The 25,489-nt window shown below is 64.4% G+C and carries 24 protein-coding genes; 12 read left to right on the forward strand and 12 right to left on the reverse strand.

Annotated features, from left to right (window positions below):
* The first annotated feature begins 181 nt into the window (after window positions 1-181).
* The gene (locus PVZ80_RS31655; protein WP_009050519.1) at window positions 182-1,072 is read left to right on the forward strand and encodes a helix-turn-helix domain-containing protein; all 891 of its coding nucleotides are present in this window, start codon (window positions 182-184) and stop codon (window positions 1,070-1,072) included.
* Window positions 1,073-1,087: 15 nt separating this feature from the next.
* Here the strand turns inward: PVZ80_RS31655 and PVZ80_RS31660 are convergent, their stop codons facing one another.
* Window positions 1,088-1,264, reverse strand: a complete 177-nt coding sequence (locus PVZ80_RS31660) for a hypothetical protein (RefSeq protein ID WP_009050518.1) — start codon at window positions 1,262-1,264, stop codon at window positions 1,088-1,090.
* A gap of 138 nt (window positions 1,265-1,402) precedes the next feature.
* Complete coding sequence (locus tag PVZ80_RS31665; RefSeq protein ID WP_273864999.1) at window positions 1,403-2,308, reverse strand: LysR family transcriptional regulator; 906 nt, start codon at window positions 2,306-2,308, stop codon at window positions 1,403-1,405.
* A gap of 130 nt (window positions 2,309-2,438) precedes the next feature.
* Here PVZ80_RS31665 and PVZ80_RS31670 point away from each other — a divergent pair, with 130 nt between their 5' ends.
* Entirely contained in the window at window positions 2,439-3,323 is an 885-nt protein-coding gene (locus PVZ80_RS31670; protein WP_273865000.1) for an MBL fold metallo-hydrolase, read from the forward strand.
* A 76-nt stretch (window positions 3,324-3,399) separates the two neighbouring features.
* On the forward strand, window positions 3,400-4,014 hold the full coding sequence (locus tag PVZ80_RS31675) for an NAD(P)-dependent oxidoreductase (protein WP_053269791.1): 615 nt from the start codon (window positions 3,400-3,402) through the stop codon (window positions 4,012-4,014).
* A 136-nt stretch (window positions 4,015-4,150) separates the two neighbouring features.
* Here the strand turns inward: PVZ80_RS31675 and PVZ80_RS31680 are convergent, their stop codons facing one another.
* Window positions 4,151-5,032: a LysR substrate-binding domain-containing protein gene (locus PVZ80_RS31680; protein WP_009050514.1), complete on the reverse strand. Its 882-nt coding sequence runs from the start codon at window positions 5,030-5,032 to the stop codon at window positions 4,151-4,153.
* 153 nt (window positions 5,033-5,185) lie between these two features.
* Here PVZ80_RS31680 and PVZ80_RS31685 point away from each other — a divergent pair, with 153 nt between their 5' ends.
* Window positions 5,186-6,823, forward strand: a complete 1,638-nt coding sequence (locus PVZ80_RS31685) for a 5-guanidino-2-oxopentanoate decarboxylase (protein ID WP_009050513.1) — start codon at window positions 5,186-5,188, stop codon at window positions 6,821-6,823.
* Entirely contained in the window at window positions 6,820-8,268 is a 1,449-nt protein-coding gene (locus PVZ80_RS31690) for an aldehyde dehydrogenase family protein (RefSeq protein WP_273865001.1), read from the forward strand. Before PVZ80_RS31685 ends, PVZ80_RS31690 begins: the two co-directional genes overlap by 4 nt.
* A 64-nt stretch (window positions 8,269-8,332) precedes the next feature.
* Here PVZ80_RS31690 and PVZ80_RS31695 read toward each other — a convergent pair whose 3' ends face one another.
* A complete protein-coding gene (locus tag PVZ80_RS31695; RefSeq protein ID WP_009050511.1) occupies window positions 8,333-9,265 on the reverse strand; it encodes an AraC family transcriptional regulator in 933 nt (310 codons plus the stop codon).
* A gap of 331 nt (window positions 9,266-9,596) precedes the next feature.
* Here PVZ80_RS31695 and PVZ80_RS31700 point away from each other — a divergent pair, with 331 nt between their 5' ends.
* Together PVZ80_RS31700 and PVZ80_RS31705 are read left to right on the forward strand one after the other, a co-directional pair.
* Entirely contained in the window at window positions 9,597-9,962 is a 366-nt protein-coding gene (locus PVZ80_RS31700) for an antibiotic biosynthesis monooxygenase family protein (RefSeq protein ID WP_009050510.1), read from the forward strand.
* 9 nt (window positions 9,963-9,971) lie between these two features.
* The gene (locus tag PVZ80_RS31705) at window positions 9,972-10,244 is read left to right on the forward strand and encodes a hypothetical protein (protein WP_009050509.1); all 273 of its coding nucleotides are present in this window, start codon (window positions 9,972-9,974) and stop codon (window positions 10,242-10,244) included.
* A 39-nt stretch (window positions 10,245-10,283) separates the two neighbouring features.
* On the opposite strand, the gene PVZ80_RS31710 is transcribed toward PVZ80_RS31705, so the two are convergent.
* From PVZ80_RS31710 to PVZ80_RS31735, 6 genes are all read right to left on the reverse strand, one after another.
* Window positions 10,284-10,913, reverse strand: coding sequence for a flavin reductase family protein (locus PVZ80_RS31710; RefSeq protein ID WP_038634717.1), 630 nt, complete (start codon window positions 10,911-10,913; stop codon window positions 10,284-10,286).
* Between the two features lie 142 nt (window positions 10,914-11,055).
* A complete protein-coding gene (locus PVZ80_RS31715; protein ID WP_273865002.1) occupies window positions 11,056-11,439 on the reverse strand; it encodes a hypothetical protein in 384 nt (127 codons plus the stop codon).
* Window positions 11,440-11,922: 483 nt separating this feature from the next.
* Window positions 11,923-13,245: an MFS transporter gene (locus PVZ80_RS31720; protein WP_273865003.1), complete on the reverse strand. Its 1,323-nt coding sequence runs from the start codon at window positions 13,243-13,245 to the stop codon at window positions 11,923-11,925.
* A gap of 270 nt (window positions 13,246-13,515) precedes the next feature.
* Window positions 13,516-14,850 carry a sigma-54-dependent transcriptional regulator gene (locus tag PVZ80_RS31725; protein ID WP_273865004.1) on the reverse strand — a complete coding sequence of 445 codons (1,335 nt, stop codon included), beginning with the start codon at window positions 14,848-14,850 and terminating at the stop codon, window positions 13,516-13,518.
* The gene (locus tag PVZ80_RS31730) at window positions 14,844-16,610 is read right to left on the reverse strand and encodes an ATP-binding protein (protein ID WP_273865005.1); all 1,767 of its coding nucleotides are present in this window, start codon (window positions 16,608-16,610) and stop codon (window positions 14,844-14,846) included. The genes PVZ80_RS31725 and PVZ80_RS31730 overlap by 7 nt, the downstream gene beginning before the upstream one ends.
* A 145-nt stretch (window positions 16,611-16,755) precedes the next feature.
* A complete protein-coding gene (locus PVZ80_RS31735) occupies window positions 16,756-18,279 on the reverse strand; it encodes a fumarate hydratase (RefSeq protein ID WP_085714470.1) in 1,524 nt (507 codons plus the stop codon).
* A gap of 358 nt (window positions 18,280-18,637) precedes the next feature.
* Here PVZ80_RS31735 and PVZ80_RS31740 point away from each other — a divergent pair, with 358 nt between their 5' ends.
* The 3 genes from PVZ80_RS31740 to PVZ80_RS31750 are packed head-to-tail and all read left to right on the forward strand — an operon-like array spanning window position 18,638 to window position 21,453.
* Window positions 18,638-19,744, forward strand: a complete 1,107-nt coding sequence (locus PVZ80_RS31740; RefSeq protein ID WP_028683253.1) for a GGDEF domain-containing protein — start codon at window positions 18,638-18,640, stop codon at window positions 19,742-19,744.
* Complete coding sequence (locus PVZ80_RS31745) at window positions 19,737-20,675, forward strand: iron-sulfur-binding ferredoxin reductase (RefSeq protein ID WP_009050501.1); 939 nt, start codon at window positions 19,737-19,739, stop codon at window positions 20,673-20,675. Before PVZ80_RS31740 ends, PVZ80_RS31745 begins: the two co-directional genes overlap by 8 nt.
* Before the next feature lie 28 nt (window positions 20,676-20,703).
* Entirely contained in the window at window positions 20,704-21,453 is a 750-nt protein-coding gene (locus PVZ80_RS31750) for an enoyl-CoA hydratase-related protein (RefSeq protein WP_038634708.1), read from the forward strand.
* Window positions 21,454-21,636: 183 nt separating this feature from the next.
* Here PVZ80_RS31750 and pyk read toward each other — a convergent pair whose 3' ends face one another.
* The gene (gene pyk, locus PVZ80_RS31755) at window positions 21,637-23,088 is read right to left on the reverse strand and encodes a pyruvate kinase (RefSeq protein ID WP_009050499.1); all 1,452 of its coding nucleotides are present in this window, start codon (window positions 23,086-23,088) and stop codon (window positions 21,637-21,639) included.
* 157 nt (window positions 23,089-23,245) lie between these two features.
* Here pyk and PVZ80_RS31760 point away from each other — a divergent pair, with 157 nt between their 5' ends.
* Both PVZ80_RS31760 and PVZ80_RS31765 read left to right on the forward strand, forming a co-directional pair.
* Window positions 23,246-23,620, forward strand: a complete 375-nt coding sequence (locus PVZ80_RS31760; protein WP_009050498.1) for a tetratricopeptide repeat protein — start codon at window positions 23,246-23,248, stop codon at window positions 23,618-23,620.
* A gap of 152 nt (window positions 23,621-23,772) precedes the next feature.
* Complete coding sequence (locus PVZ80_RS31765) at window positions 23,773-24,132, forward strand: PilZ domain-containing protein (protein WP_009050497.1); 360 nt, start codon at window positions 23,773-23,775, stop codon at window positions 24,130-24,132.
* Window positions 24,133-24,135: 3 nt separating this feature from the next.
* Here PVZ80_RS31765 and PVZ80_RS31770 read toward each other — a convergent pair whose 3' ends face one another.
* On the reverse strand, window positions 24,136-25,467 hold the full coding sequence (locus PVZ80_RS31770) for a DUF58 domain-containing protein (protein ID WP_273865006.1): 1,332 nt from the start codon (window positions 25,465-25,467) through the stop codon (window positions 24,136-24,138).
* Window positions 25,468-25,489: the final 22 nt, after the last annotated feature.

The raw sequence follows: 25,489 nt of genomic DNA on the forward strand, positions 1-25,489 counted from the left end.
TCATTGTTTTTATGACTCGCAAGCTTCACGCGAACAGGTTCGCTGAGTGATTTTTATGTTTCGAGTGCCTGCATTTTTCACTTGTGAAGCTGTCAGTTGAAGGTGAAAACTGAGCCGATACCTGTTCATTTCACCAATCGGTGCGATTATCGCCCGTCACCCAGAGGCCTGGATTGCAGTTATGAATAAGCCTGCCTTGCCTTCAATTCCGGTGTTCAAACTCTATGGGGAAAGCCTGGATTGGCCGACACCGGACCTGCTGCACTGCGAAACCATTTCCAAGCGCAGCCGCGAGCACCATTGGGAAATCAAACCGCATCGGCATGCCGATCTCTGTCAGTTGCTGTTCGTGCATCGCGGGCAGGCCGAGCTTGAGATCGAAGGCCAGCGCACGTTGCTGGGGGAGTCGGCGCTACAGATCCTGCCGGCCCTGTCGGTGCACGGCTTTCGTTTTTCCGAAGACATCGACGGTTATGTGGTGACCCTGGCGGCGCCCTTGATGGCCCATCTGCAAGCCCAGTTGGGGCACTCGGTGAATGCCCTGGCCGTGGCCGAGAGCTACCCGGCGGGCGCCGACGGCGACTACCTGAACAGCCTGTTTGCCGCGTTGCAGAATGAGTACCAAGGGCGTGAGCCAGCGCGGGAAATGCTCATGCATTCGCTGGTCAGCGTGATCATGGTGTGGGTCAGCCGCCAGGCGATTCGGCGCCGCAGCGCCAGCCAGCGGCCGCAGCGGGCACGGGAGTATTTCAATGGCTATATCCAGCTGGTGGAAAACCACTATCGCGAACATGTGAAGGTCGAGGACCTGGCGCACAAGCTGGGGATTTCCGTTTCCCACCTCAATGGCACCTGTCGTGAACTGGCGGGCCAGCCGGCCCTGCAGATCATGCATGAGCGCCAGCTGCTGGAGGCCAAGCGCCTGCTGACCTACACCAGCATGACCATCTACGAGATTTCCGACACCCTGGGGTTTTCCGATCCCACCAACTTCACCCGGCTGTTCCGCCGCCGCGTCGGGATCTCGCCCAAGGCTTTCCGCGACCGCTTGAAGAGCGATCACGAACAGTGACGCCGCGCGTCTGCATCATTTCAGGGAGTTGAGGGTCGCGGTGTGCGGGATGCACTGGTCGACGTTGCAACTGGCATAGACACGGGGCTGTTGCCGGGCCTGCTCGACGCGATAGGCCGCTGTTCCATACAGCGCCAGGGTCACGGTGCAGGTGACGAAAATGGCCAGGTATCTTCTTGTTTTGATGTTCATGGCAAACACCTCTGAACGAATACCCCTGCGCGTGTGGGGGTACTGTTATCAGCATAGATCAGCCATAGGGATCAGCCATGGCCGCCGGCCAGGTTGCGGGCAGCGTGTTGAGGGGGTATTCAGCGGTCTTATCGGGTTTTACAGGCCCTTGTCCCACTCCGGCTCCTCGGGGAAACGCAGCACCAGGAAATCCAGCATGCTGCGCAGGGCCACCGGCATGTGTTTGCGCGAGGCATAGACCGCGTACATGGGCATTTGCCGGGGTTCTGCCTGGGGCAGCAGGCGCACCAGTTCGCCGCTGTGGATATACACCCAGGCCTGGTAGGTGGGCAGCATGGCCACGCCGGCCCCGGCCATGGTCGCGCGCAACAGGGTGCTGGCGTCGTTGGCGCTGATATTGCCCTGCACCGGTACCGAAACCTGTTCGCCGCCCTTTTCGAAATGCCACAGGCTCTTGCCGAAATAGGAGTGGGTCAGGCAGTTGTGCTGGCTGAGCTCCTCGACCCGCTGTGGCGTCGGGTGCTCGCGCAGATAGGCCGGGGAGGCGCAGATCACCGAGCGGCATACCGTCAGCCGCCGGGCGATCAGGTTCGGATCCAGGTCGTTGCTGGCGCGGATCGCCAGGTCGATGCGTTCGTCCACCAGGTTCACCGCGCGGTCGAGCATCTGCAGGTCGATGCTGACGCCGGGGTAGCGCTTGACGTAGGCGGCCATGGCATCCGCCAGCTGGGCCTGGCCGAACGAGGTGCTGGCGCTGATGCGCAGCAAGCCGCGGGGCACATCGTCCGGTTCGCTGACGGCGGCCTGCATGTCCATCGACAACTCGAGCATCTGCTGGCAGCGCGGCAGGATCTCGGTGCCCGCCGCGGTCAGGCTCAGCTTGCGGGTGGTGCGGTGCATCAGCCGGGCGCCGACCCAGTCCTCCAGCTCCGCCAGATAACGCGAAACCACCGGCCGCGAGAGGTCCAGATGGTCGGCGGCGGCCGACTGGCTGCCAAGGTCGACTACGGTGACGAAGACGCGCATTGCTTGAAGACGATCCATGATTTGCCCGCTTTCAGAAACAAACTATGTCCAAGCATCGCATTTTTTGTAACGAGTGCGGCAACTAAGCTTCATCTCCATCGCCACCTACCCATGGCCTCTTACGGCCGACAGACCATCGGAGCTGCACATGATCGGATTCACCTCACTCAAGCGCCTGCTGCTGGCGACCGCCACCCTGGGTTTCGCCGCCCATGCCGCCGCCGTCGAGCCGGCCCTGAGCCTGGATGTGTACAACCCGGGGACCGCGGCGATCTTCCCGGTGACCTCGGTCCTGGTCAGCGGCAAGAAGGAAGCGATCCTGGTGGACGCCCAGTTCGGCAAATCCCAGGCCGAGCAACTGGTGGAAAAGATTCGCGCCAGCGGCAAGCAACTGACCACCATCTACATCAGCCACGGTGACCCGGACTACTACTTCGGCCTCGACACCATCACCCAGGCCTTCCCCAAGGCCAAGGTCGTGGCGTCGCAGCCGACCGTCGAGCACATCAAGGCCACGGTCGACGGCAAGCTCGCGTTCTGGGGCCCGAAAATGGGCGCCGACGTGCCGGCCAAGACCATTGTGCCAGGCGTGCTCAAGGGCCACAGCCTGACCCTGGAAGGGCAGAAGCTGGACATCATCGGCCTGGACGGCAAGCAGCCTGACCGCACCTTCGTCTGGATCCCGTCGATCAAGGCGGTCGTCGGTGGCGTGGTGGTCGCGGAAAACATCCATGTGTGGATGGCCGACACCCAGACCGCACAATCCCACAAGGACTGGCTGACCACGCTGGACACCATCGCCGCGCTGAAACCCCAGACCGTGGTGCCGGGCCATTACCTCGGTGAAAGCGCCCGCTCCCTGGTTCCCGTGCATTTCACCGCCGACTACATCAAGGCCTTCGATGAAGAAACCGCCAAGGCCAAGGATTCCGCCGAACTGATCGCGGCGATGAAAAAGCGTTACCCGGACCTGGGCGAAGACAGCTCCCTGGAGCTGAGCGCCAAGGTCGCCAAGGGCGAAATGAAGTGGTGATTCGACCGTCCCCGCGCCTGGCGCGGGGGCACTCCCTGTAAGGCCCTGTGTCGCTTATCGAAACTGGAGAACTGTCATGAGCAAGATTGCAATCATTGGTGCTACCGGTCGTGCGGGTAGCCAACTGCTGGAAGAGGCCCTGCGTCGTGGTCACAGCGTCACCGCGATAGCCCGTGACCCGGCGAAAATCGGCAACCGCGCCGGAGTGGTGAGCAAGGCGGTCGACGTGCTGGACGGCGCGGCGTTGCAGGCAGCGGTCGCCGGCCACGATGTGGTGATCAGCGCGGCGCTCTTTTCCACTATCCCGCCCAAGGCCCTGATCGAGCCGGTGAAAAAAGCCGGCGTCAAACGCCTGCTGGTGGTGGGCGGTGCCGGTAGTTTGTTGCTGCCCGACGGCAGCCGGGTGATCGACTCTGTCGGTTTTCCGGAAGAGTACAAGCCAGAGGCCAGTGCCGGTGCGGTGCTCCTCGATACCCTGCGCCAGGAGAAGGAGCTGGACTGGACTTTCCTGTCGCCGTCGGCGGAGTTCATCGAAGGCGAGCGCCGTGGCCAGTTCCGCCTGGGCCAGGACCATCTGCTGGTAAGCGCCGAAGGCAAGAGCTGGATCACCTTCGCCGACTACGCCATCGCCATGATCGATGAGCTGGAAACACCGAAGCACTCCCGCCAGCGGTTCACGGTCGGTTACTGAGACATCCTGTAGCCGCTGCCGAAGGCTGCGATCGGCTGCGCAGCAGTCGTAAAACCAGACACCGCGTTTTTGCAGGTACAAGGTGTTGACCGGATTACGACCGCTGCGCGCTCGATCGCAGGCTGCGCCTACAGGGCTATCTGGCCCTGGCCTGTTCCACCAGCCAGTCCAGCAAGGCCCGCAACTGCGGCGATGGCGCTGAGCGATCGGGGTGGACCAGGTAGTAGCCCAGGCCGGTGCGCACCTTCAATGCAAATGGCATGACCAGCCGCCCGGCGCTCAGGTCTTCGCCGATCAATGCCCAGTCGCCAATGGCCACTCCCGTCCCCTGGGAGGCCACCGACATCGCCAGGTCCAGGGTTTCGAAATGCTGCCCCTTGCCGATGTTGTTCAGCACCGTTCCCGAGGCTTTCAGCCAGGTATTCCAGTCATGGGTATCCAGGGTCGGATGCAGCAGCATGTGTTGCTGCAGGTCGGCCGGGGTCTTCAGCGCTATCGCCCCTTCGAGCAATGCCGGTGAACACACCGGCGTCAGCTGTTCGTCGAACAGGTGATAGGCGCCGAGGGTGGAGGGAGGCGGGGCGCCGTAGATCACCGCGGCATCGAACTGTTCGCGGCTGAAGTCGACCCCGTGCTGCACTGTGGTGGTCAGCCGCACAGGCACGTCCGGCCGCTCCTTCTGCCACTGCATCAGGCGCGGCAACAACCAGCGCATCACGCAGGTGGACGCCTTGAGTTGCAGGGTGTCGCGGTTTCCCCCGACCTGTTCCACGCCCTCGCTGATCAGGCCGAACACCTGCTCCACCCGTGGCAGCCATTCCCGTCCTTCGCTCGTCAGGCTCAGGCCGCGGGCCTGGCGCTGGAACAAGGCATAACCCAGGTGACTCTCCAGGCCGGCGATCTGCCGGCTCACCGCACCCTGGGTGATATGCAGCTGCTCGGCCGCGTGGGTGAAGTTGCAGCAGCGCGCGGTGATCAGAAAGGTGTGCAGCGCGGGCAGGGGCGGGAGGCGTTTCATAAAGGGCCAAGGCATGACGTGAGGACATGGCTAGTATGACTTTTTATCCATTGTTCCCGCTACACGCGGCCCGTTCCAATGACGCCTTCCCCGTGCCTGGCCATGCAGCGGCCAGCCAGGCACACCGTCTCAAGCGAACAAGAAGGGCAAGACATGGCGACGTGCGGCGAAGTGTTGGTCAAGTTACTCGAAGGTTATGGCGTCGAGCAGGTCTTCGGCATTCCCGGGGTGCATACCGTCGAGCTGTATCGCGGCCTGGCCCGTTCGCGCATCCGGCATGTCACGCCGCGTCACGAGCAGGGCGCCGGATTCATGGCCGACGGTTATGCCCGCACCAGCGGCAAGCCGGGGGTGTGCTTCATCATCACCGGCCCGGGGATGACCAACATCACCACCGCCATGGGCCAGGCCTATGCCGACTCGATTCCGATGCTGGTGATCTCCAGCGTGCAGTCGCGCAACCAGCTCGGCGGCGGTCGCGGCAAGCTGCACGAGCTGCCGAACCAGGGCGCCCTGGTGGGCGGCGTGGCGGCCTTCTCCCATACCCTGATGTCGGCGGCGGAACTGCCGGGCGTGCTGGCCCGCGCCTTCGCGTTGTTCCAGGCCGGTCGCCCGCGGCCGGTGCACATCGAGATCCCCCTCGATGTGCTGGTGGAGGAGGCCGATGAGCTGCTCGACAGCGAGCCGGTGAGCATCGCCCGGGCCGGCGCCGCGCCCGCCGCGGTTGCCCGGATGAGCCAGTTGCTGGCGGGCGCCCGGCGCCCGCTGATCCTCGCCGGTGGCGGCGCGATCGATGCCGCTGCATCCCTGACCCGCCTCGCCGAATTGCTCCAGGCCCCCGTGGCCCTGACCATCAATGCCAAGGGTATGCTGCCGTCGCGGCACCCGTTGCTGATCGGCTCGACCCAGTCGCTGGTGGCGACCCGCGCCCTGGTGGCCGATGCCGACGTAGTCCTGGCCATCGGCACCGAACTGGCCGAAACCGACTACGACGTGACTTTCGCCGGTGGCTTCGAGATTCCGGGCGCCCTGCTGCGCATCGACATCGACCCTGACCAGACCGTGCGCAACTATCCGCCGAAAGTGGCGCTGGTGGCCGACGCGCACAGCGCAACCGAAGCCTTGCTGGCCGAGCTGGGCAAACAATCGCTGAGCGAGCGCGATAGTGCCTGGGGCACGGTCCGCGCCGCTGCCTTGCGCAACGCACTGGAGCTGCAGTGGGACGCGCCGACCCGGGCGCAGACGCGGCTCCTCGAAACCCTAGTGCAGGAGTTGCCGGAGATCGTCATCGTCGGCGACTCCACGCAGCCGGTGTACAGCGGCAACCTGACCTTCAACCCCGAGCGTCCGCGCCGCTGGTTCAACTCCTCGACCGGCTACGGCACCTTGGGTTATGCCTTGCCGGCGGCGATCGGCGCCTGGCTCGGCGGCGCTTCCGAGCGCCATGCCCGGGGCCCGGTGGCGTGCCTGATCGGCGATGGCGGCCTGCAGTTCACCCTGTCGGAACTGGCCTGCGCGGTGGAAGCGCGCACGCCGGTCATCGTGCTGCTGTGGAATAACCAGGGCTATGAAGAGATCAAGAAATACATGGTCAACCGCGACATCGAGCCGGTGGGCGTGGACATCTACACGCCGGACTTCATCGGCGTGGCCAAGGCCCTGGGCTGCGCTGCCGAGGCCATCGACAGCGTCGACGGATTGCGCGATGCGCTGCGCGCGGCCAGCGATCGCCAGGGACCGACCCTGATCGAAATCGACCAGGCCGGCTGGATGCGGGCGGTGCAGGCATGAGTCAGGCAAACCTGTTGAACGGCCTCTACATCGACGGTCAGTGGCGTGCTGGCAGCGAGCTGTTGCCGGTGATCAATCCCTCCACCGAAGAGCCGTTGGCGCTGGTCGGTGGTGGCGACCGGCATAGCGTCGAGCAGGCGGTAACGGCCGCCCAGGCCGGGCTGGTGCAGTGGGCCGCGGCCAGCGGTGCCGAGCGTGGCGCGGTGTTGCGGCGGATCGCCGCCGGTGTCGCCGAGCGCCGTGAGCGCCTGATGCATCTGCAGTCGAGCAATAACGGCAAGCCGCAATTCGAAGCGGCCATCGACGTCGATGATGTGATTGCCACCTTCGAGTACTACGCGGGGCTGGCCGAGGGCCTGGACGCCGCCCAGGATCGCGACGTGCCGTTGCCCAGCGATGATTTCAGCGCCCGTGTACGGCGTGAACCCTGTGGTGTGGTCGGCTTGATCGTGCCGTGGAATTTCCCGATGGTCACCACCGCCTGGAAGCTCGCGCCGGCCCTGGCCGCCGGTTGCAGCGTGGTGCTCAAGCCCTCGGAAGTCACCCCGCTGCCGGAGCTGGAACTGGCGGCGATCATTGCCCGGAGCGGCTTGCCCAAGGGTGTGTTCAACCTGGTCTGCGGCACCGGGCTGGCGGTGGGTGCGCCGCTGGCGGCCGATCCGCGGGTGGCGAAGATTTCCTTCACCGGCAGCAATGCGGTCGGGGTCCAGGTCATGCAGCGCGCGGCGGAGACGGTCAAGGGCGTGAGCCTGGAACTGGGCGGCAAATCTTCGCTGCTGGTGCTGGCGGATGCCGATCTCGAACTGGCGGTGGAGCTGGCCTGCGGCGGCGGTTTTTTCAACGCCGGGCAGATGTGCTCCGCCACCAGCCGGGTGCTGGTGGCCGACGAACTGGCGGACGAGTTCCTGCTGCGCCTCAAGGCGCGGGCCGAGGCGATTCGGGTGACGGATCCTTTCGATCCTGACGTGGAGATGGGCGCGCTGGTCAACCAGGCGCAATACCAGCGAGTGCTCGGCCATATCGATCGCGGGCTGAGTGCCGGGGCCAGGCTGGTATGTGGTGGCGAGCGTCCGGCGGACCGCGCGCGCGGCTTTTTTGTCCGGCCGACCATCTTCACCGAAGTGCCCCTCGACAGCGCGCTGTGGCGTGAGGAGATCTTTGGCCCGGTGCTCTGCGTGCGCAGTTTCGTCAGCGAGGCCGAGGCCATCGCGCTGGCCAATGACAGCGAATTCGGCCTGGTGGCCAGTGTGGTCGGCAGCGATGTAGAGAACGCCGAGCGGGTCGCCAATGCCTTGCAGGCCGGGCTGGTGTGGATCAACGCACCGCAGGTGATCTTCCCGCAGACCGCCTGGGGCGGCTACAAGCAGAGCAGCATCGGCCGCGAGCTGGGGCCTTGGGGATTGCAGGCATTCCAGGAGATCAAGCACGTGGTTCGCGCGCGCTGAGCCGCGCAAAAAATGCCCCATACCTGGCCAGGAGGCATGGGGTCTTCAGTTTCGGTGATTGCGCTTATCGGACGCTGCTGCGCAGGCGCGCCATGTCCCGCAGCGGCGGGGCGCCGAACTGGCGGCTGTATTCGCGGCTGAACTGCGAAGGGCTTTCGTAGCCGACCCGGTAACCGGCAGCGGACGCCTCCAGCCCCTCGGTCAGCATCAGGCGCCGGGCTTCCTGCAGGCGCAATTGCTTCTGATACTGCAAGGGGCTCATGGCGGTCATGGCCTTGAAGCGGTGGTGCAGAGTCGACACGCTGAGGTTCACCCCGCGCGCCAGATCGTCGATGCGCAGCGGTTGCTCGTAGTTGCTGTTCAGCCATTTGATGGCCTGGCTGACCCGATGGCCCTGGCTGTTGGCGATGGCAATCTCATACAGCCGGTGGCCCTGGGGGCTGCGCAGCAGCCGGTAGAGAATCTCCCGACGAATCAGCGGCGCGAGCATGGCGATGTCTTTGGGCGTATCCAGCAGGCGGGTCAGGCGCAGCACGGCGTCGAGCATCGGCGTATCCAGGCGCTCCACATACAGGCCGCGGCCGACCGGACGGTTCGGCACCCCCAGCGGCCCGGCATCGGCGATCAGCGTGCTGATCTCGGCCGGGTCGATGTCCAGGCGCAGGGCCAGGACCGGTTCCAGCGGCGAGACATCGGCCAGACGCCCGCTCAACGGCATGGAAACCGAGACCACCAGGTAGTTGAGCGGGTCGTAGTTGAACTCCTCGTCGGCCAGCCGTACTTCCTTGCGACCCTGGGCCATGATGCACAGGGCCGGCTGGGCCAGCACCGAGGCGAAATCGTGGGAGTGGCTGTAGCGCGAGACGAACAGCGACTGGATCGCCGTGGCGTAGCTGCCGTCTTCGCCGGTGTTGCGCGCAATGATCCCGGCCAGCTCCGCCCGCTGTTTTTCCATCTCCGCATCCAGTGGCGGCTGCTGGGTTTCGAGCGATGACATGAAGGCCCCTCCGGGAAGATTGCGAATGGCCACAGCTTAAATTTGTGCAAGCGCCAGGGGTAGGCGAATCCTGCGTAAATCTTGCCTGATCCTGCCGCGCGTGCGCGTGTGAGCAGAGCCGGGTCCTGCACGCGGGCTGTCACTTGCTTGAAACAACGTTGTGGTTTTTTTCCGCAGCCAGGTCCGGCCTCGGTGTTGTCCAGCCAGATTCGCAGGATTGTGCAATGCGCTGGCAGGAATCGACTAACGGCCGTTGCGCCGGACGCTTAATCTTGGATCCTGTCGCAGCCCGTCCCATGGCTGCCTCGACACCACCCTGGGAGGGTCGCACATGTCCACGCATATTCCCGTCAGCCACATGGCATTCGTTCGCGCCCGCGCCGGTCGTTCAACCGAGCTGGGTGCTCGCTTGAGCAGCCTGATCGAACCATCCCGCCAGGCCACAGGTTGCCTGCAGTTCGCCTTGCAGCATTCGCAGTGCGACGCTGATTTGTGGCTGGTCTCCGGATTCTGGAGCAGCCAGCAGGCAATGACCGATTACTTCTGTTCGCCGGCCATGGCGATATTCGCCGAGCTGGTCCAGGACCTGGTGGTCAACAGCCTGGATTTCCATACCTTCCGCGACGTCTCGGCGGCCCAGGCCGAAGGCGAATACGCACAACTGAACGGGGCACCGGTACACCAGCTGGCCAGCTGAGGGTTTAGAATGGCCGACTTTCCATTGGCCAGGACCAGCAACATGGCACGTAAAGAGTTTGCAGCATACGAAGCGGTTTCCGCCGTGGTTCCAGGTGAAGGGGGCTACAGCGCCGCCATCGCGGTCAAGGCCCTGGGTGGTTCAGGGGCACCGCGCTTTCACAAGATCCTGGACGACCAGAAATTCAAGACCGCCCATGACGCCGACCAGGCTGCCGCGCAGAAGCTTGAGCAGTTGATCGACGTGAACGAAGACGGCGAACTGGCCTGGGCAACGGCCTGATCCAGGTTGCTGATCTGAAAAACTATCTGATCTGAAAAACTACCTGACCGCCCCCGGGCGGAACATCTTGAACAAGGCCTCTGGCCCCAGCTGGAAATAATCCGCCGGCCCGCCGCCGCGCAGAATCGGTTCTGCCGCGGCGGTGTCGTATATCCCATCCTTGAGCAGCCACTTGGCGATATGCACGGCGACCACTTCGCCGAGGATCAGCCAGCTGGGCACCAACTCCTGATCCACGCGCTGCAGTTGAATGATCTGGGTGACCTTGCACTCGAAGGACACCGGGCTTTCGGCTACCCGCGGCACAGCAATCACTTTCGAGGCCACGGGCGTCAGCCCCGCCAGTTCGAACTCATTGACCTCGGCCGATACGGCGGCGCAGCTCTGGTTCATCTGCTCGGCCAGCGGGCGGGTGGCGAGGTTCCAGGCGAACTCGCCGGTCTGCTCGATGTTGTTCAGGCTGTCTTTGCGACCGACGCTGGAGAAACCGATGATCGGCGGAATGTAATTGAAGGCGTTGAAAAAACTGTAGGGCGCCAGGTTCAGCCGGCCTTGCGTGTCCTGGGAGGAAATCCAGCCGATCGGCCGCGGGCCGACGATGGCATTGAACGGATCATGGGGCAGGCCGTGGCCCTGGGCGGGTTCGTAGTAATGAATGTCTTCGGACATGACAGGCTCTTGCGCGGACAAAGAGGGAAGCTCGCCATAGTGCAAGCCATTGAACGTGAATGCCAGCTTGCGGCGCGCGGTTTTTCCCCGGGCCAGAAACACTAAGCCCGGCCGAAGCCGGGCTGCGGGACATCCCTGAGGGTTAGCCGATAGCGGCGGCAGTCCCGGTGCGATCGAAGCCGTCGGCAGCGATTGCGTCAGCGGTACCGGTGCGATCGAAACCATCGGAGGCGACTGCGCCAGCGGTGCCGGTGTGATCGAAGCCATCGGAGGCGACTGCGCCTGCGGTGCCAGTGTGGTCGAAGCCATCGGAGGCGACTGCGCCTGCGGTGCTAGTGTGGTCGAAGCCATCGGCAGCGATAGCGGCGGCGGTGCCGGTACGATCGAAACCGTCGGAAGCCAGGCTGGCGCTGGCCGAGCTGCCCGAGGTGAAAGTGGCCGAGCCAGTGCGGTCGTAACCATCGGCGGCGAAGGTGTTGGCAGCCAGTACGGAAAGGGTCAGGGCGAGGATCAGTTTGCTTTTCATGGTGGTCACTCCAGGTTCGTTGACGTTTTGTGCAGTGGGTGTGAAATGGATACTACGCCAGTTAATTTGATTAAAAAGCGCAAATAAGTGCTTAAAAATATCTATTAAATCGATGTTTGTGGCGTCAGGAACCACTGCATAAAGCCGCTTTGCTGCTTCTACGTGTTTGACGCGCCGACACCGATTTCGATGGAGGCAGGATGCGGGCAGGGCATTAACCGATCATTAACCTGTCCGGGCCGTCGAAAAATCGTGATCAACGGTTTGATTGGCGGGGGCGGGAATGCTGGTGGCGATGAATGCCGGAGGGCTTGCTACGTGAGCTGGAGGGCAGGTCTTGATCGTTGAGCGGGCGGTGTTGCGGTGATCGGGGGCAAGTCGGATTGCCGCCCGCTCGCTCCTACAGAAGCACGCTTGCTCGCGATGGGTTTTTACCTGACAGCACAGCGCGAGGGCCTTGCACCCTCGCGCTTTTTTTGCCGGTCAGTCAGTCTCGATCCGCGAGTGTTTGCGGGTGTCTTTCATGGTGATGTAGACCAGCAGCGACACGGCGATGCAGGCGGTGACATACCAGTAGTAACCGGTTTCCATGCCGACGCTCTTGAACCACAGCGCGATGTATTCGGCGGTGCCGCCGAAGATCGACACAGTCAGCGCGTAGGGCAGGCCCACGCCCAGGGCGCGGATCTCGGTCGGGAACAGCTCGGCCTTGACCACCGCGTTGATCGAGGTGTAGCCGCTGACGATGATCAGCGCCGCCATGATCAGGAAGAACGCACCCCACCAGCTCTGGATGGTGTGCAGGGTGGTGAGGATCGGCACGGTGAAAAGAGTGCCGAGGATGCCGAAGGCGATCAGGATCGGACGTCGGCCGATCTTGTCCGACAGCGCGCCGATCACCGGCTGCAGGCACATGAACAGGAACAGGGTCGCCGCGGAAATGGTGGTGGAGTCGGAGATGCTCATGCCGACGGTGTTCACCAGGTATTTCTGCATGTAGGTGGTGTAGGTGTAGAAGGCCAGGGTGCCGCCCATGGTCAGGCCGACCACGGTCATCAGCTCTTTCGGATGACGCATCAGGGTGCGCATCAGGCTTTCTTTCGGCTTTTCCTTCTTCTTGGTGAAGGACTCGGTTTCTTCCATGCCGCGACGCAGGTACAGCGCGACGATCGCGCACAGGGCGCCGATGCCGAACGGAATGCGCCAGCCCCAGGATTGCAGCTCTTCGGTGGTCAGCACGTTCTGCAGCACGATCAGCACCGCCAGGGCGATGAGCTGGCCGGAGATCAGGGTCACGTACTGGAAGCTGGAGAAGAAGCCACGACGTTCCTTGGTCGCCATCTCGCTGAGGTAGGTGGCCGAGGTGCCGTATTCGCCGCCGACCGACAGGCCCTGCATCAGGCGCGCCAGGACCAGCAGGACCGGGGCGCCGACGCCGATGGTTTCATAGCCGGGAGTCAGGGCGATGATCAGGGAGCCGAAGCACATCAGCAGTACCGAGGCCATCAATGCGGCCTTGCGGCCCTTGCGGTCAGCGTAGAGCCCCATCAGCCAGCCGCCGATCGGACGCATCAGGAAGCCCACGGCGAAGATCGCAGCGGTGTTGAGCAGTTGCGCGGTGGTGTCGCCCTTGGGGAAGAAGACTTTGGCGAAGTACAGGGAGAAGGCGGCGTAGACGTACCAGTCGTACCACTCGACCATGTTGCCGACCGAACCGCTGAAGATCGATTTCAGGCGACTGGCAGTGGTCTTTTCTTTGGCAGGCGCAGCTGCCGCCCCAAGAGGCAGGGTTTGCGAGTTATCCATGACGGATCCTTCATTTAATTGTTTTTGTGGAGCGCGCCGAAACGCAGCCTGCAGGGGCTATAGCAGGAGCTGTGCCAGGAACCGAGAGGCCCGGTTTAGAAGGGTCTTGAGAATTCGATGAGCGGAAATCCGCTCATTGGCGAAGGTGCGTGAGCGGAAAGTTGCCGATGAGGGTGGTGTTGCTGAGGGCGTCTTCGCGAGCAAGCTCGCTCCTACAGAAGCTAGGTGATCCCTGTAGGAGCGAGCTTGCTCGCGATAGGACCTCGGGCCTCACTCCTCCCCGAGAAACATCTCCCGCGCCAGCCCATGGCGCTGCATCTTTTCATTGAAGGTGCGGCGCGGCAGTTGCAGCTCATTGAGCACCGCCTTGATATCGCCCTTGTGCCGGGTCAGCGCGGCCCGCAGGCATTGCGCCTCGAAGGCTTCCTGCTGCGCCGCCAGGGACTGGCCGGGATCGATGGCTTCCGGCTCGGGCTCGCCCAGGCCGAGCACCTGGCGTTCGGCGACGTTGGCCAGTTCGCGCACGTTGCCCGGCCAGTCGTGGCTGAGCAGGCGGCTCAACTGCGCTCCGCTGAGGGGCGCGACGCCGCGGCCCAGGCGTTCGGCGGCGGCATGGGCGAAGTGTTCGTACAGCAGCGGAATGTCCTCGCGCCGGTCGCGCAGCGGCGGCAGGCGCAGCTGCGCGACGTTCAGGCGGTAGGCCAGGTCTTCGCGAAAGCGCCCGGCGCGGGCTTCGTCCAGCAGGTCCGGCTTGGTCGCGGCAATGATCCGCAGATCCACGGCAATGCTCTGGTTGGAACCCAGTCGCTCGAGCTTCTGTTCCTGCAGCACCCGCAGTAGCTTGACCTGCTGGGCCAGCGGCATGCTTTCGATCTCGTCGAGGAACAGGGTGCCGCCGTCGGCGTATTCCAGCTTGCCGATGCGCTTGCCCTGGGCACCGGTAAAGGCGCCGCTTTCATGGCCGAACAGCTCGGCTTCGAACAGCTGCTCGGGGATCGCCGCGCAGTTCAGGGCGACAAAGGGCTTGTCGGCGCGCGGCCCGAAATCATGCAGGCAGCGGGCGACCAGTTCCTTGCCGCTGCCGGTCTCGCCGCGGATCAGCACGTTGACCGGCAGCGCGGCCAGGTCCACCACCTGGCGCCGCAGGGTCTGCAAGGCGCGGGATACGCCGAGCAGGGTGGAGTCGATTTTCTCCCGGGTATCGGCCTGTTCGTGCAGGCGCCGGTTCTCCAGTACCAGGCTGCGTTTGTCCAGGGCCCGGCGCAGGCTGCTCAGCAGGGTTTCCGGGCTGAAGGGTTTTTCCAGGAAGTCATAGGCGCCGTCGCGCATCGCTTCCACCGCCATCGGCACGTCGCCGTGGCCAGTCAGCAGGATCACCGGCAGGTCGGGGTCGCATTGCTGCACCTGTTTGAGCAGCTCCAGGCCGCTGATGCCAGGCATGCGCACGTCGCTGAGGATCACCCCGGGGAAGTCCCTGGGCAGCCGGGCCAGGCAGTCCTCGGCGCGGCTGAACAGCTGCACCTCGAAGCCCGACAGGCTCAGCCATTGTTCGACGGCGGTACGAATACTGGCTTCGTCGTCGACCAGCATCACCGAATTCAACATGGGATATGCGCCTCCAGGTCGATGGGCAGGCTCAGGGTGAAGATCGCGCCCTGGCCTTGATTGCCGGCGCTCAGGCGCCCGCCCAGTTCGTGGACGATAGCGTAGGACACCGCCAGCCCCAGCCCCAGGCCGTCGCCCACCGGCTTGGTGGTGAAGAACGGATCGAAGACGTTCGGCAGGTGTTCTTCGGCGATGCCGCCACCGCTGTCGATGACGCTCAGGTTCCACAGCTGCTGGTCGGCTTCGAGGCGGATTTCCAGGTGCTTGAGGGGCTTGTCGTGCATGGCGTCCAGGGCGTTGCGCAGCAGGTTGATCAGCACCTGCTCCAAGCGTATGGCATCGCCGCGCACCCAGGCCGGGCGCGTCAGTTGCAGGCGCGTGTCGACCTGTTCGTCGCGCAGCCGGGTGTCCAGTAGTTGCAGGGCCTGGTCGACCACCGCCGCCAGGTCCAGGCGTTCACGCAGGCCGCTGGGGCTCTTGCGGGCGAAGGTTTTCAGGTGGCCGGTGAGGCTGGCCATGCGGGTCAGCATGTCGTCCAGCGGTTTCAGGGCCTGGTAGGCCTCGTCGACCCGCCCGTGATCGAGCAGCAGGCGCAGGGTGGCCAGCTGCATGCGCTGGGTGGTCAGCGGCTGGTTGATCTCGTGGGCCAGGGCCGCGGACATCTGCCCCAGGGCCGCCAGCTTGGCCGATTGCACCAGGCCGTCCTGGGCGGTGCGCAGGTCGCGGGTGCGTTCCTCGACCAGGCGTTCGAGCTCTTCGCGGCTGCGCTGGCGCAGCCTGGCCAGGCGCCAGCGCTGGTTGAGGAACAGCAGCAGGAACACCAGGGTCAGCCAGGCGCCGGCGGCGGCCAGGCCAGCGTTGCGTCGGTCTTCGAAGGCGATCTGTGGGCGGCGTAGCAGGTGCAGGGTCCAGCCTTCGGTGGCCAGGGGCAGGGACTCCCACAGGTAGTCGACGCTGCCGTCCGGGCCCTCGACCCGGGTCAGCGTACTGTTGTCGTCAAAGCGCCGCAGTGGCCGGTGTTCGAGCGGGGTCAGCAATTGTTTGTCGTACTGCCGGGTGGCCTTGAGTTCGGCGCGGTCGCTGTCCGACAACGGACGCAACTGGCGATAACGCCAGCCCGGCTGGTTGGCGATGAACACGATGCCACGGGCATCGCTGACCAGCAGGGTGTCGCTGCCCTGGCTCCATTCGCGCTCCAGTTCGGGAAACTCCAGTTTCACCACCATGGCGCCGAGGAACTGTTCCTGCTCGTCCTTGACCGCGCTGGAGAGGAAATAGCCGGGAATGCCGCTGGTGACACCCACCGCATAGAAGCGTCCGCTGCCCTGGCTGCGAGTCTGGCTGAAGTAGGGGCGAAAGCCGTAGTTGTGCCCGACGTAGCTGCTGGGCAGGCGCCAGTTGCTGGCGGCCACGGCGAGGCCGGTGTGGTCCAGCAGTTCCAGGGTGGAGGAGCGGGCGGCGCCGTTGATCCGTTCCAGTTTGCGGTTCAGGGCGCCCTGCTGTTCCGGGCCGACCGGGCCCTTGAGCGCCGAGCGCAGTTCCGGGTCCAGCGCCAGCACGGCGGGCAGGGCGCGGTAACGCTCGATCAGGGTATGCAGGGAGTTGGCGTACAACGCCAGTTGCTCGCTGGCGCGGGCGGCATCGTCTTCCAGCGCCTGACGTTCGGCATGGCGCATGGCGAAGGTCGCGCTGACCACGGCGCCGGCCAGAATCACCAGGGTATAGAAGGTCAAGCGCAGCGGGCGGGAGATCTGGACCATGAGTCAAGGGCAGGCTGAAAGGGGCAGGAAAGATAACATGCCTGTCCGAGGCTTCGTTGATCGTGGACAGCCCTGGCCCGGGCAGGCATGAAAAAGGCGGCGCTGCTCATCGAGCAACGCCGCCTTGGGTGACCGGCCGAAACGCTTACTGCACTTCTACCGCCAGGCTTTCACTGATCTTTTTCTGCCAGATGGCAGGACCGGTGATGTGCACCGACTCGCCTTTGCTGTCGACCGCGACAGTGACCGGCATGTCTTTGACTTCGAACTCGTAGATCGCTTCCATGCCCAGTTCGGCAAAGGCCAGGACCTTGGACTTCTTGATCGCCTGGGCCACCAGGTAGGCAGCGCCGCCGACGGCCATCAGGTACACGGCCTTGCTGTCCTTGATCGCTTCGATCGCGGTCGGGCCGCGCTCGGACTTGCCGATCATGCCCAAGAGGCCAGTCTGCTCGAGGATCTGGCGGGTGAACTTGTCCATCCGCGTCGCGGTGGTCGGGCCAGCCGGGCCCACCACTTCGTCACCGACCGGATCGACCGGGCCGACGTAGTAGATGAAGCGACCCTTGAGGTCCACCGGCAGGGTTTCGCCCTTGTTCAGCATCTCGACCATGCGCTTGTGCGCGGCGTCGCGACCGGTGAGCATCTTGCCGTTGAGCAGGACGGTTTCGCCCGGCTTCCAGCTCTGCACTTCTTCCGGAGTCAGGGTGTCGAGGTTGACGCGACGGGCCGACGGACCGGCTTCCCAGACGATTTCCGGGTAGGCGTCCAGAGGTGGCGCTTCCAGGGACGCAGGGCCCGAGCCGTCGAGCACGAAGTGCGCGTGACGGGTCGCGGCGCAGTTCGGGATCATGCACACCGGCAGGGAGGCGGCGTGGGTCGGGTAGTCCATGATCTTCACGTCGAGCACGGTGGTCAGGCCGCCCAGGCCCTGGGCGCCGATGCCCAGCTGGTTGACCTTCTCGAACAGCTCCAGGCGCATCTCTTCGATACGGTTCTGTGGGCCGCGGGCCTTCAGCTCGTGGATGTCGATGGATTCCATCAACACTTCCTTGGCCATCACCGCGGCTTTCTCGGCGGTGCCGCCGATGCCGATGCCGAGCATGCCCGGCGGGCACCAGCCGGCGCCCATGGTCGGAACGGTCTTCAGCACCCAGTCGACGATCGAGTCGGACGGGTTGAGCATGGCCATCTTCGACTTGTTCTCGGAACCGCCGCCCTTGGCCGCCACGTCCACTTCCACGGTGTTGCCGGGAACGATGGAGTAGTGGATGACCGCCGGGGTGTTGTCCTTGGTGTTTTTACGAGCGCCCGCCGGGTCGGCGAGGATCGAGGCCCGCAAGACGTTTTCCGGCAGGTTGTAAGCGCGACGCACGCCTTCGTTGATCATGTCGTCCAGGCCCATGGTCGCGCCGTCCCAGCGCACGTCCATGCCCACGCGTACGAATACGGTGACGATACCGGTGTCCTGGCAGATCGGGCGGTGGCCGGTGGCACACATGCGCGAGTTGATCAGGATCTGCGCCATGGAGTCACGGGCCGCTGGCGATTCTTCGCGCAGGTAGGCTTCGTGCATCGCCTGGATGAAATCCACGGGGTGGTAGTAGGAAATGAATTGCAGGGCGTCGGCAACGCTCTGAATCAGGTCGTCTTGCTTGATCACGGTCATGAGTCGCGCTCCTCTAAAAGACGGGAACATTTAATAAGGTGCTTGCAGCTTGGGTGCATCGGTCGGTTGCAAACACCTTCAAGGCACGCCGGACACACTGGCGCGACGCTAAAAAGGCGCGGCAGTATACCGCGCCTCGGGGCCAGGCACACGCGCCGGCAGTCAAACCAAAGTCGCATGCCCGGGACACGCCAGCCGGGGATGCCGCCAGGCATGACGGTAGGCGCGGCCCGGGGCGGGATGGCGCCGGGCGGGGACAAAAATGGGATAGTTATTTTTTGGCGACACCACTAAAGTGGCAAGTGGCCTGTAGGGTAGGAAACTCTTTAAAGCCCCCTTTCGCATGGTGAGTCAACGATTGACCCATAACGCTATCCAGAGTCTTTTACTCAAGCGCTTCGTTCTTGCGGCGGGTACCTATGGACTGGCGTTACTGCTGCTCTGGCTGGCGATTTTCAGCGGCTACTATTCGGCGCCGCTGCGTTCGGCGCTGATCGATACCGGCTTGGTGGTGCTGAGCCAGGCGGTGCTGCTCTGGCTGTTTGTGTCCGGGCGCAACCTGCGCTTTCGCGACCCGAGCCTGACCGAGATCCAGATCCTCCTGGGCATCGGCTGGCAGACCTGGATGCTGGCCCACCTCGATACCGCGCGCGGCACCTTCCTGGTGTTCTATCCGCTGATGCTGTTGTTCGGCCTGTTCCACCTTCCGCGCCGGGCCTTCGTGCGGTGCGCCCTGTGCATTTTCATCGGCTTTGCCGGGATCACGCTGTGGGACGGCTACCACTTCCGCCTGGCCGATCCGATGCTCGCCGTGCTGCAGGTGTGCGTGCTGTTCGTGGTGCTGGCCTGGCTGTGCCTGTATGCCAGCTATGTGCAGGCTTCCCGACAGCGCATGCGGCAACGGCGCTTCGCCTTGCAGGCGCACCAGGACACCTTGCGCGGCATGATGCGACAACTGGAAGACCTGGTCGCCACCGACGAACTGACCGGCCTGTACAATCGACGGCATTTCCTGCGGCTGGCGTCGCGCGAACTGCACGCGATGAGCCTGGACCAGATGCATGGCCTGGCGCTGATCGACCTCGATCACTTCAAGCGGATCAACGACGTGCACGGCCATGCCGCCGGCGATCAGGTGCTGCAGGCGTTCGCCGCCGTGGCCAGCGCCTGCTTGCGCGATGGCGATGTATTGGCCCGCTACGGCGGCGAGGAGTTTGTCATGTTGTTGCCCGATTGCGATCCCGAACGCCTGACCTCCTGCTGCGAGCGTCTGCGCGTGGCCTTCATGGACGCCCAGTTGATCGGGGTCGAGGTGCATGGCCTGAGCCTGTCCGTGGGGATGACCCTGGTGGAGCTGGGCGACGATCTGGACGACGCTCTGCAACGCGCCGACCAGGCGCTGTACCGGGCCAAGCGCGACGGGCGCAACCGCTGCGCCGCGGCCTGGGAAAATATCGATGCCTGAGCTGCGTGTCGGTGAGCGGCAGTGGTCGGTGGCCGCCGGCAGCAATCTGCTCGATGCCTTGAATCAGGCTGGCGTGGCGGTGCCTTACAGCTGCCGCGCCGGCAGTTGTCACGCCTGCCTGGTGCACTGCGTCGAGGGCCTGCCCAGCGACAGCCGGCCCGATGCCCTGAGCGACGATCAGCGCCAGCGCGGCTGGCGGCTGGCCTGCCAGTGTCAGGTGGTGGAGGACCTGCGGGTCGAAACCTACGACCCGCTGCGCGATGGCGCGCCGGCCGAGGTGGTGGGCGTCGACTGGCTGTCGGCCACGGTGCTGCGCCTGCGCTTGCAGCCGGAGCGCAACCTGCGTTATCAGGCCGGCCAGCACCTGGTGCTGTGGACGGCCTCCGGCGTGGCGCGGCCGTATTCGCTGGCGAGCCTGCCCGGCGAAGACCGTTTTCTCGAATTCCACCTCGATTGCCGCCAGCCCGGCGAGTTCAGCGACGCGGCGCGCCAGCTCAAGCCCGGCGATGGTTTGCGCCTGGGCGAGCTGCGCGGCGGGGCGCTGCATTACGACCCGGACTGGCAAACCCGGCCATTGTGGCTGCTGGCGGCGGGCACCGGGCTGGCGCCCTTGTTCGGCATCCTGCGCGAGGCTTTGCGCCAGGATCATCAAGGCGCCATCCGCGTCATTCACCTGGCCCATGACGCCAGCGAACATTACCTGGCCAAGCCTCTGGCGGCGCTGGCGGCGAGCCGCGCCAACCTCAGTGTCGAGCTATGGACCGCGACCGAGCTGCCAGCGGCTTTGGCACAACTGCGGCTTGTTTCGCGGCAAACCCAGGCCTTACTCTGCGGGCACCCCGACAGCGTCGATGCCTTCGCCCGACGCTTGTATTTGGCGGGGCTGCCGCGCAATCAACTGCTGGCCGACGTATTCCTGCCCCGTGGTTGAGCGCTGATCCGGCCTGAGCGAGACCCCCATGACCGATACCATCCTGCTTGAACGCGAGGGCGGGCTGCTGACCCTGCGTCTGAACCGCCCGGACAAGAAAAATGCCCTGACCCGGGCCATGTACAGCCAGTTGGCCGAAGGACTGCGGCAAGCCGACGCCGACCCTGAGATCCGCGCGGTACTGATCAGCGGCAGCAGCGACTGCTTTACCGCCGGCAACGACATTGCCGACTTCCTCCAGCAGCCGCCCAGCGGGCTCGACAGCCCGGTCTTCCAGTTCATGCGCAGCCTGTTCGAATGCCGCAAGCCGGTGGTCGCCGCGGTCGCGGGCCCGGCCGTGGGGATCGGCACCACCCTGTTGCTGCATTGCGACCTGGTGTACGTCAGCCGCGATGCCCGCTTGCGCATGCCTTTCGTCAATCTCGGCTTGTGCCCGGAGTTCGGTTCCAGCCTGATCCTGCCGCGCCTGCTCGGGCCGGCCAGAGCCGCGGAGCTGTTGCTGCTGGGCGAAGGTTTCAGCGGTGAACAGGCGGCGCAGTGGGGCATTGCCAACCTGGCCTTGGCCGATGGCGTGGCGACCCTGGACAAGGCCCGGGAGATGGCGCTGCGTTTCGAGAAGCTGGCGCCGCAGGCGGTGCAGATCAGCAAGCAGCTGATGCGCACGCCCGATCGCGAACAACTGCGCAAGGTGATCGAGGAGGAGGGCACCCTGTTCACCCAGCGCCTGCATTCGCCGGAAGCACTGGCTGCCTTGTCGGGGTTTCTTGCCAAGGGCTGATTCCAGCCTTGTAGGAACGAAGCTTGCTCGCGATCGCGGGCAACGCGTTGTTTCTGGTGGACCGCGGTGTAGCTATCGCGGGCAAGTCGGATCGCCGCCCGCTTGCTCCTACAGGTTCGCAGGATCCATAAAAAAGCCCCGCAGTCTTCACTGCGGGGCTTTTTATTGTTGCATCAGGGGGACTCAGACCATCGGGTCGCCAACGTGCAGGATCTTCATGCCGTTGGTGCCGCCGGTGGTGTGGTAGCTGTCGCCCTTGGTCAGGATCACCCAGTCGCCTTTCTCCACGACGCCGCGCTTGACCAGCTCGTCGATGGCCTTCTGGCTGACTTCGCTTGGCGGCAGGGATGCCGGGTCGAACGGGATGGTGTAGACGCCACGGAACATCGCAGTGCGGGCCTGGGCTTCGCGGTGCGGGGTGAACGCGTAGATCGGCACCGAGGAGCGGATACGCGACATGATCAGCGGGGTGTAGCCGCTTTCAGTCAAGGCGATGATCGCTTTAACGCCCGGGAAGTGGTTGGCGGTGTACATGGTGGCCAGGGCAATGCTCTCGTCGCAGCGCTCGAAGGTCTTGCCGATGCGGTGGCTGGAGGTCTTGCTGGTCGGGTGCTTTTCCGCGCCGATACAGATACGCGCCATGGCCTGGACCGCTTCGAGCGGGTAGGCGCCAGCGGCGGATTCGGCGGACAGCATCACGGCGTCGGTGTAGTCGAGCACGGCGTTGGCCACGTCGGACACTTCGGCGCGGGTCGGCATCGGGTTCTGGATCATCGACTCCATCATCTGGGTCGCGACGATCACCGCCTTGTTGTGGCGACGCGCGTGCAGGATGATTTTCTTCTGGATGCCCACCAGCTCGGCGTCGCCGATTTCCACGCCCAGGTCACCACGGGCCACCATCACGGCGTCGGAGGCCTTGATCAGGCCGTCGAGGGTTTCGTCGTTGGCCACGGCTTCGGCGCGCTCGATCTTCGCCACCAGCCAGGCGGTGCCGCCGGCCTCGTCGCGCAGTTGGCGGGCGTATTCCATGTCCGCGGCGTCGCGCGGGAAGGACACGGCCAGGTAGTCCAGGTCCATGGCCGCGGCCAGCTTGATGTCGGCCTTGTCTTTTTCGGTCAGGGCCGGGGCGGTCAGGCCGCCACCGCGACGGTTGATGCCCTTGTGGTCCGACAGCGGGCCGCCGATGGTCACGACGCAATGCAGTTCGGTGCTGGTGGCGGTTTCGACGCGCATCACCACGCGGCCGTCGTCGAGCAGCAGTTCGTCGCCCACGCCGCAGTCCTTGACCAGGTCCGGATAGTCGATGCCGACGATGTCCTGGTTACCTTCGGTCAGCGGGTGGCTGGTGGAGAAGGTGAACTTGTCACCGATCTTCAGCTCGATGCGCTTGTTGGCGAATTTGGCGATACGGATCTTCGGGCCTTGCAGGTCACCCAGCAGCGCGACGAAGCGGCCATGCTTGGCGGCCAGGTCACGCACCAGCTTGGCGCGAGCCTTGTGCTCGTCCGGGGTGCCGTGGGAGAAGTTCAGGCGGGCGACGTCCAGGCCAGCCAGAATCAGCTGTTCGAGAACTTCCGGCGAGTTACTGGCCGGGCCAAGGGTAGCGACGATTTTGGTACGACGGACGGACATGCAAAGACTCCTGAGTTCAAGCGCAACGAGAGGCTACTATGGTCCGCAGCTGTAGTCATTGTTCGTTTGCACTACTTATTCGTTTGTTTCTTTAAACGAACATTCCTGAAGATTTTCCAACGCGGGTCGATAACGTGCACAAGACAGGAGAACCCCCATGCGATTCGTGCTCATTGCTGCCCTGGCCGTCAGTGTTGTCGGCTGTACCCGCTGGTCGATGGACCATCATCTGAATACCGCCTACCGCGCCTATGACGCCGGCAACTGCGAACGGGTGATACTCGAACTGAGCCAGGTCGACCGCACGAGTCGCTCGCGCCCTTATATCCAGCCCGAGGTATCGATGCTGCGCGGACAGTGCCTGGAGCGGCAGAAGCTGTTCCTCGATGCGGCGCAGACCTATCAGTACATCATCACCGAGCACCCCAACAGCGAATACGCCTACCGCGCCCGCGCGCGCCTGGAAACCCTGCAGCAACTGGGGCATTTCCCTTCGCGCGGCAGCGCTCAAGCGCGTCCGACCGCGTTGTAACAATCGTCATCAGGCTATTGCTGATCCCGCATGAGCCTTGAGCTAACATCTGTGAGCCTGTTTTAGAGTATTGTTTCTAAAATGAGCCGACCGGGGCCGACAGTCCTCGGCGCGACGATGTTGAATGACCTTCTTGAATAGCGATGCATGACATGTTCACGGACCGGCGGATCGAGCGGCACCAGTTGCCGTGTTTTTTGAAAGTGTTCAATCGGCTGACCGATCGACCCATCGGTTATCTGGGCAACGTCTCCGAAGACGGCTTCATGTTGATCAGCCAGTTGCCGATGCTGATCGGCGCCGACTTCGAGTTGCGCCTGCAGGTGCCCGGCCGCGACGGCCAGCTGCAATCGATCGAGATCACTGCCTCCTGCCGCTGGTGCCATGAAGATGTCACGCCCCATCATTACGACACCGGCTTCGTGCTGCTGCGTTCGCCTCCCGAGTACCGCGAGCTGGTGACGGCCTTGCGCAGCTACTTCAGTTTCTACCCGTTGCAGACTTCCGCCTGACCGTTACAGCGTCCCGGCCTTTTTCCAGCTGAGGTAACGGGTCACCAGTTCCGCCCCCAGTTCACCCGGCCGCACATCGAGCAGGGCAACGCCCTGGGCGCTCAGGCGCTCATGCAGGTCGGCACGGGCATTCAGGTAATTGATCGTGCCGCAGTAAGTCAGGGCGTCGGGCAGGTTGTGCACGGGCGCCTGGTGCAGCTGATCGAGGACTTCCTCGCGCAGGCTGGCCACTAGCACCCGGTGCTGGCGCCCGAGGCGCTTGACCGCGGTCAGCAGTTCCTCGTCGTCCTCGTCCCGCAGATTGGTCACCAGCACCACCAGGGCCCGGCGTTTCTGGCGCGCCAGCAATTCGCTGGCGGCGGCCTGGAAGTCGGCGCAGCGCTGGCTGCTGTCCAGGTCGTAGACAGTGTTGAGCAAGGCACTCAACTGGCCCGCGCCCTTGACCGGCGCCAGGTAGCGGCGGCGTTCGCCGGCAAAGGTGCTCAGGCCCACCGCGTCGCCCTGGCGCAAGGCGACATAACTGAGCAGCAGGCAGGCGTTGAGCGCATGGTCGAAATGCGCCAGTTCACCGTCCTGGCTGCGCATGCGTCGGCCGCAGTCGAGCATGAAGACGATCTGCTGGTCGCGTTCGTCCTGGTACTCGCGGGCAATCGGCGTGCGTTGCCGGGCGGTGGCTTTCCAGTCGATCTGGCGCAGGCTGTCGCCCTCGCGAAACTCGCGCAGCTGGTTGAACTCCAGGCCCAGGCCACGACGCGGCTGTTGCCGTACGCCGATCTGGTTCAGCCAGTTGTCGACGGCCAGCAGCCGGGCGCCGTAGAGACGGGCGAAATCCGGGTAGACGCGCGTGCTGTCGTTGAGCTTCAGCAACCGACGCGCCGACCACAGGCCCAGCGGGCTGGGCAGGCTGATCTCGCAGCGCTCGAAGTTGAAATGGCCGCGCTTGAGCGGACGCACCCGATAACCCAGCGCCTGCGACTGGCCCGGCTCCAGGAGCATCGACTGCGGCAGGTATTCGAAGCCCAGGCCATCCGGCACATGATCGAACAGTTCCAGGGTCAGCGGCTGGGTAAAGTCGTGGCGAACCTCCAGGCGCACTTCGCTCCAGCGGCCCAGGGGCAGGCTGCCGGGCAACTGGCGCCGGAGCTGGGGCAAAGGCAGGCGCCTGAGCCGGAAGGCGTCCAGCATGGCCAGCAGCAATAGGGCCAGGAGCAGGCCCCAGGCAATCGCTTGCAGGCTGGCGGCGACCGCCAGGCCGTAGGCGCGCGCGGCGCCGAGCAGCACGTCCAGCGCCAGCAATACGCCAAGCCAGGTCAGAAACAGGCGTGTGGGTTTCATCGCTTCGGCGGGCTCGCAGTCA

This window comes from Pseudomonas sp. B3G-3 (genome assembly GCF_028640915.1).
Lineage (GTDB): Bacteria > Pseudomonadota > Gammaproteobacteria > Pseudomonadales > Pseudomonadaceae > Aquipseudomonas > Aquipseudomonas chlororaphis_I.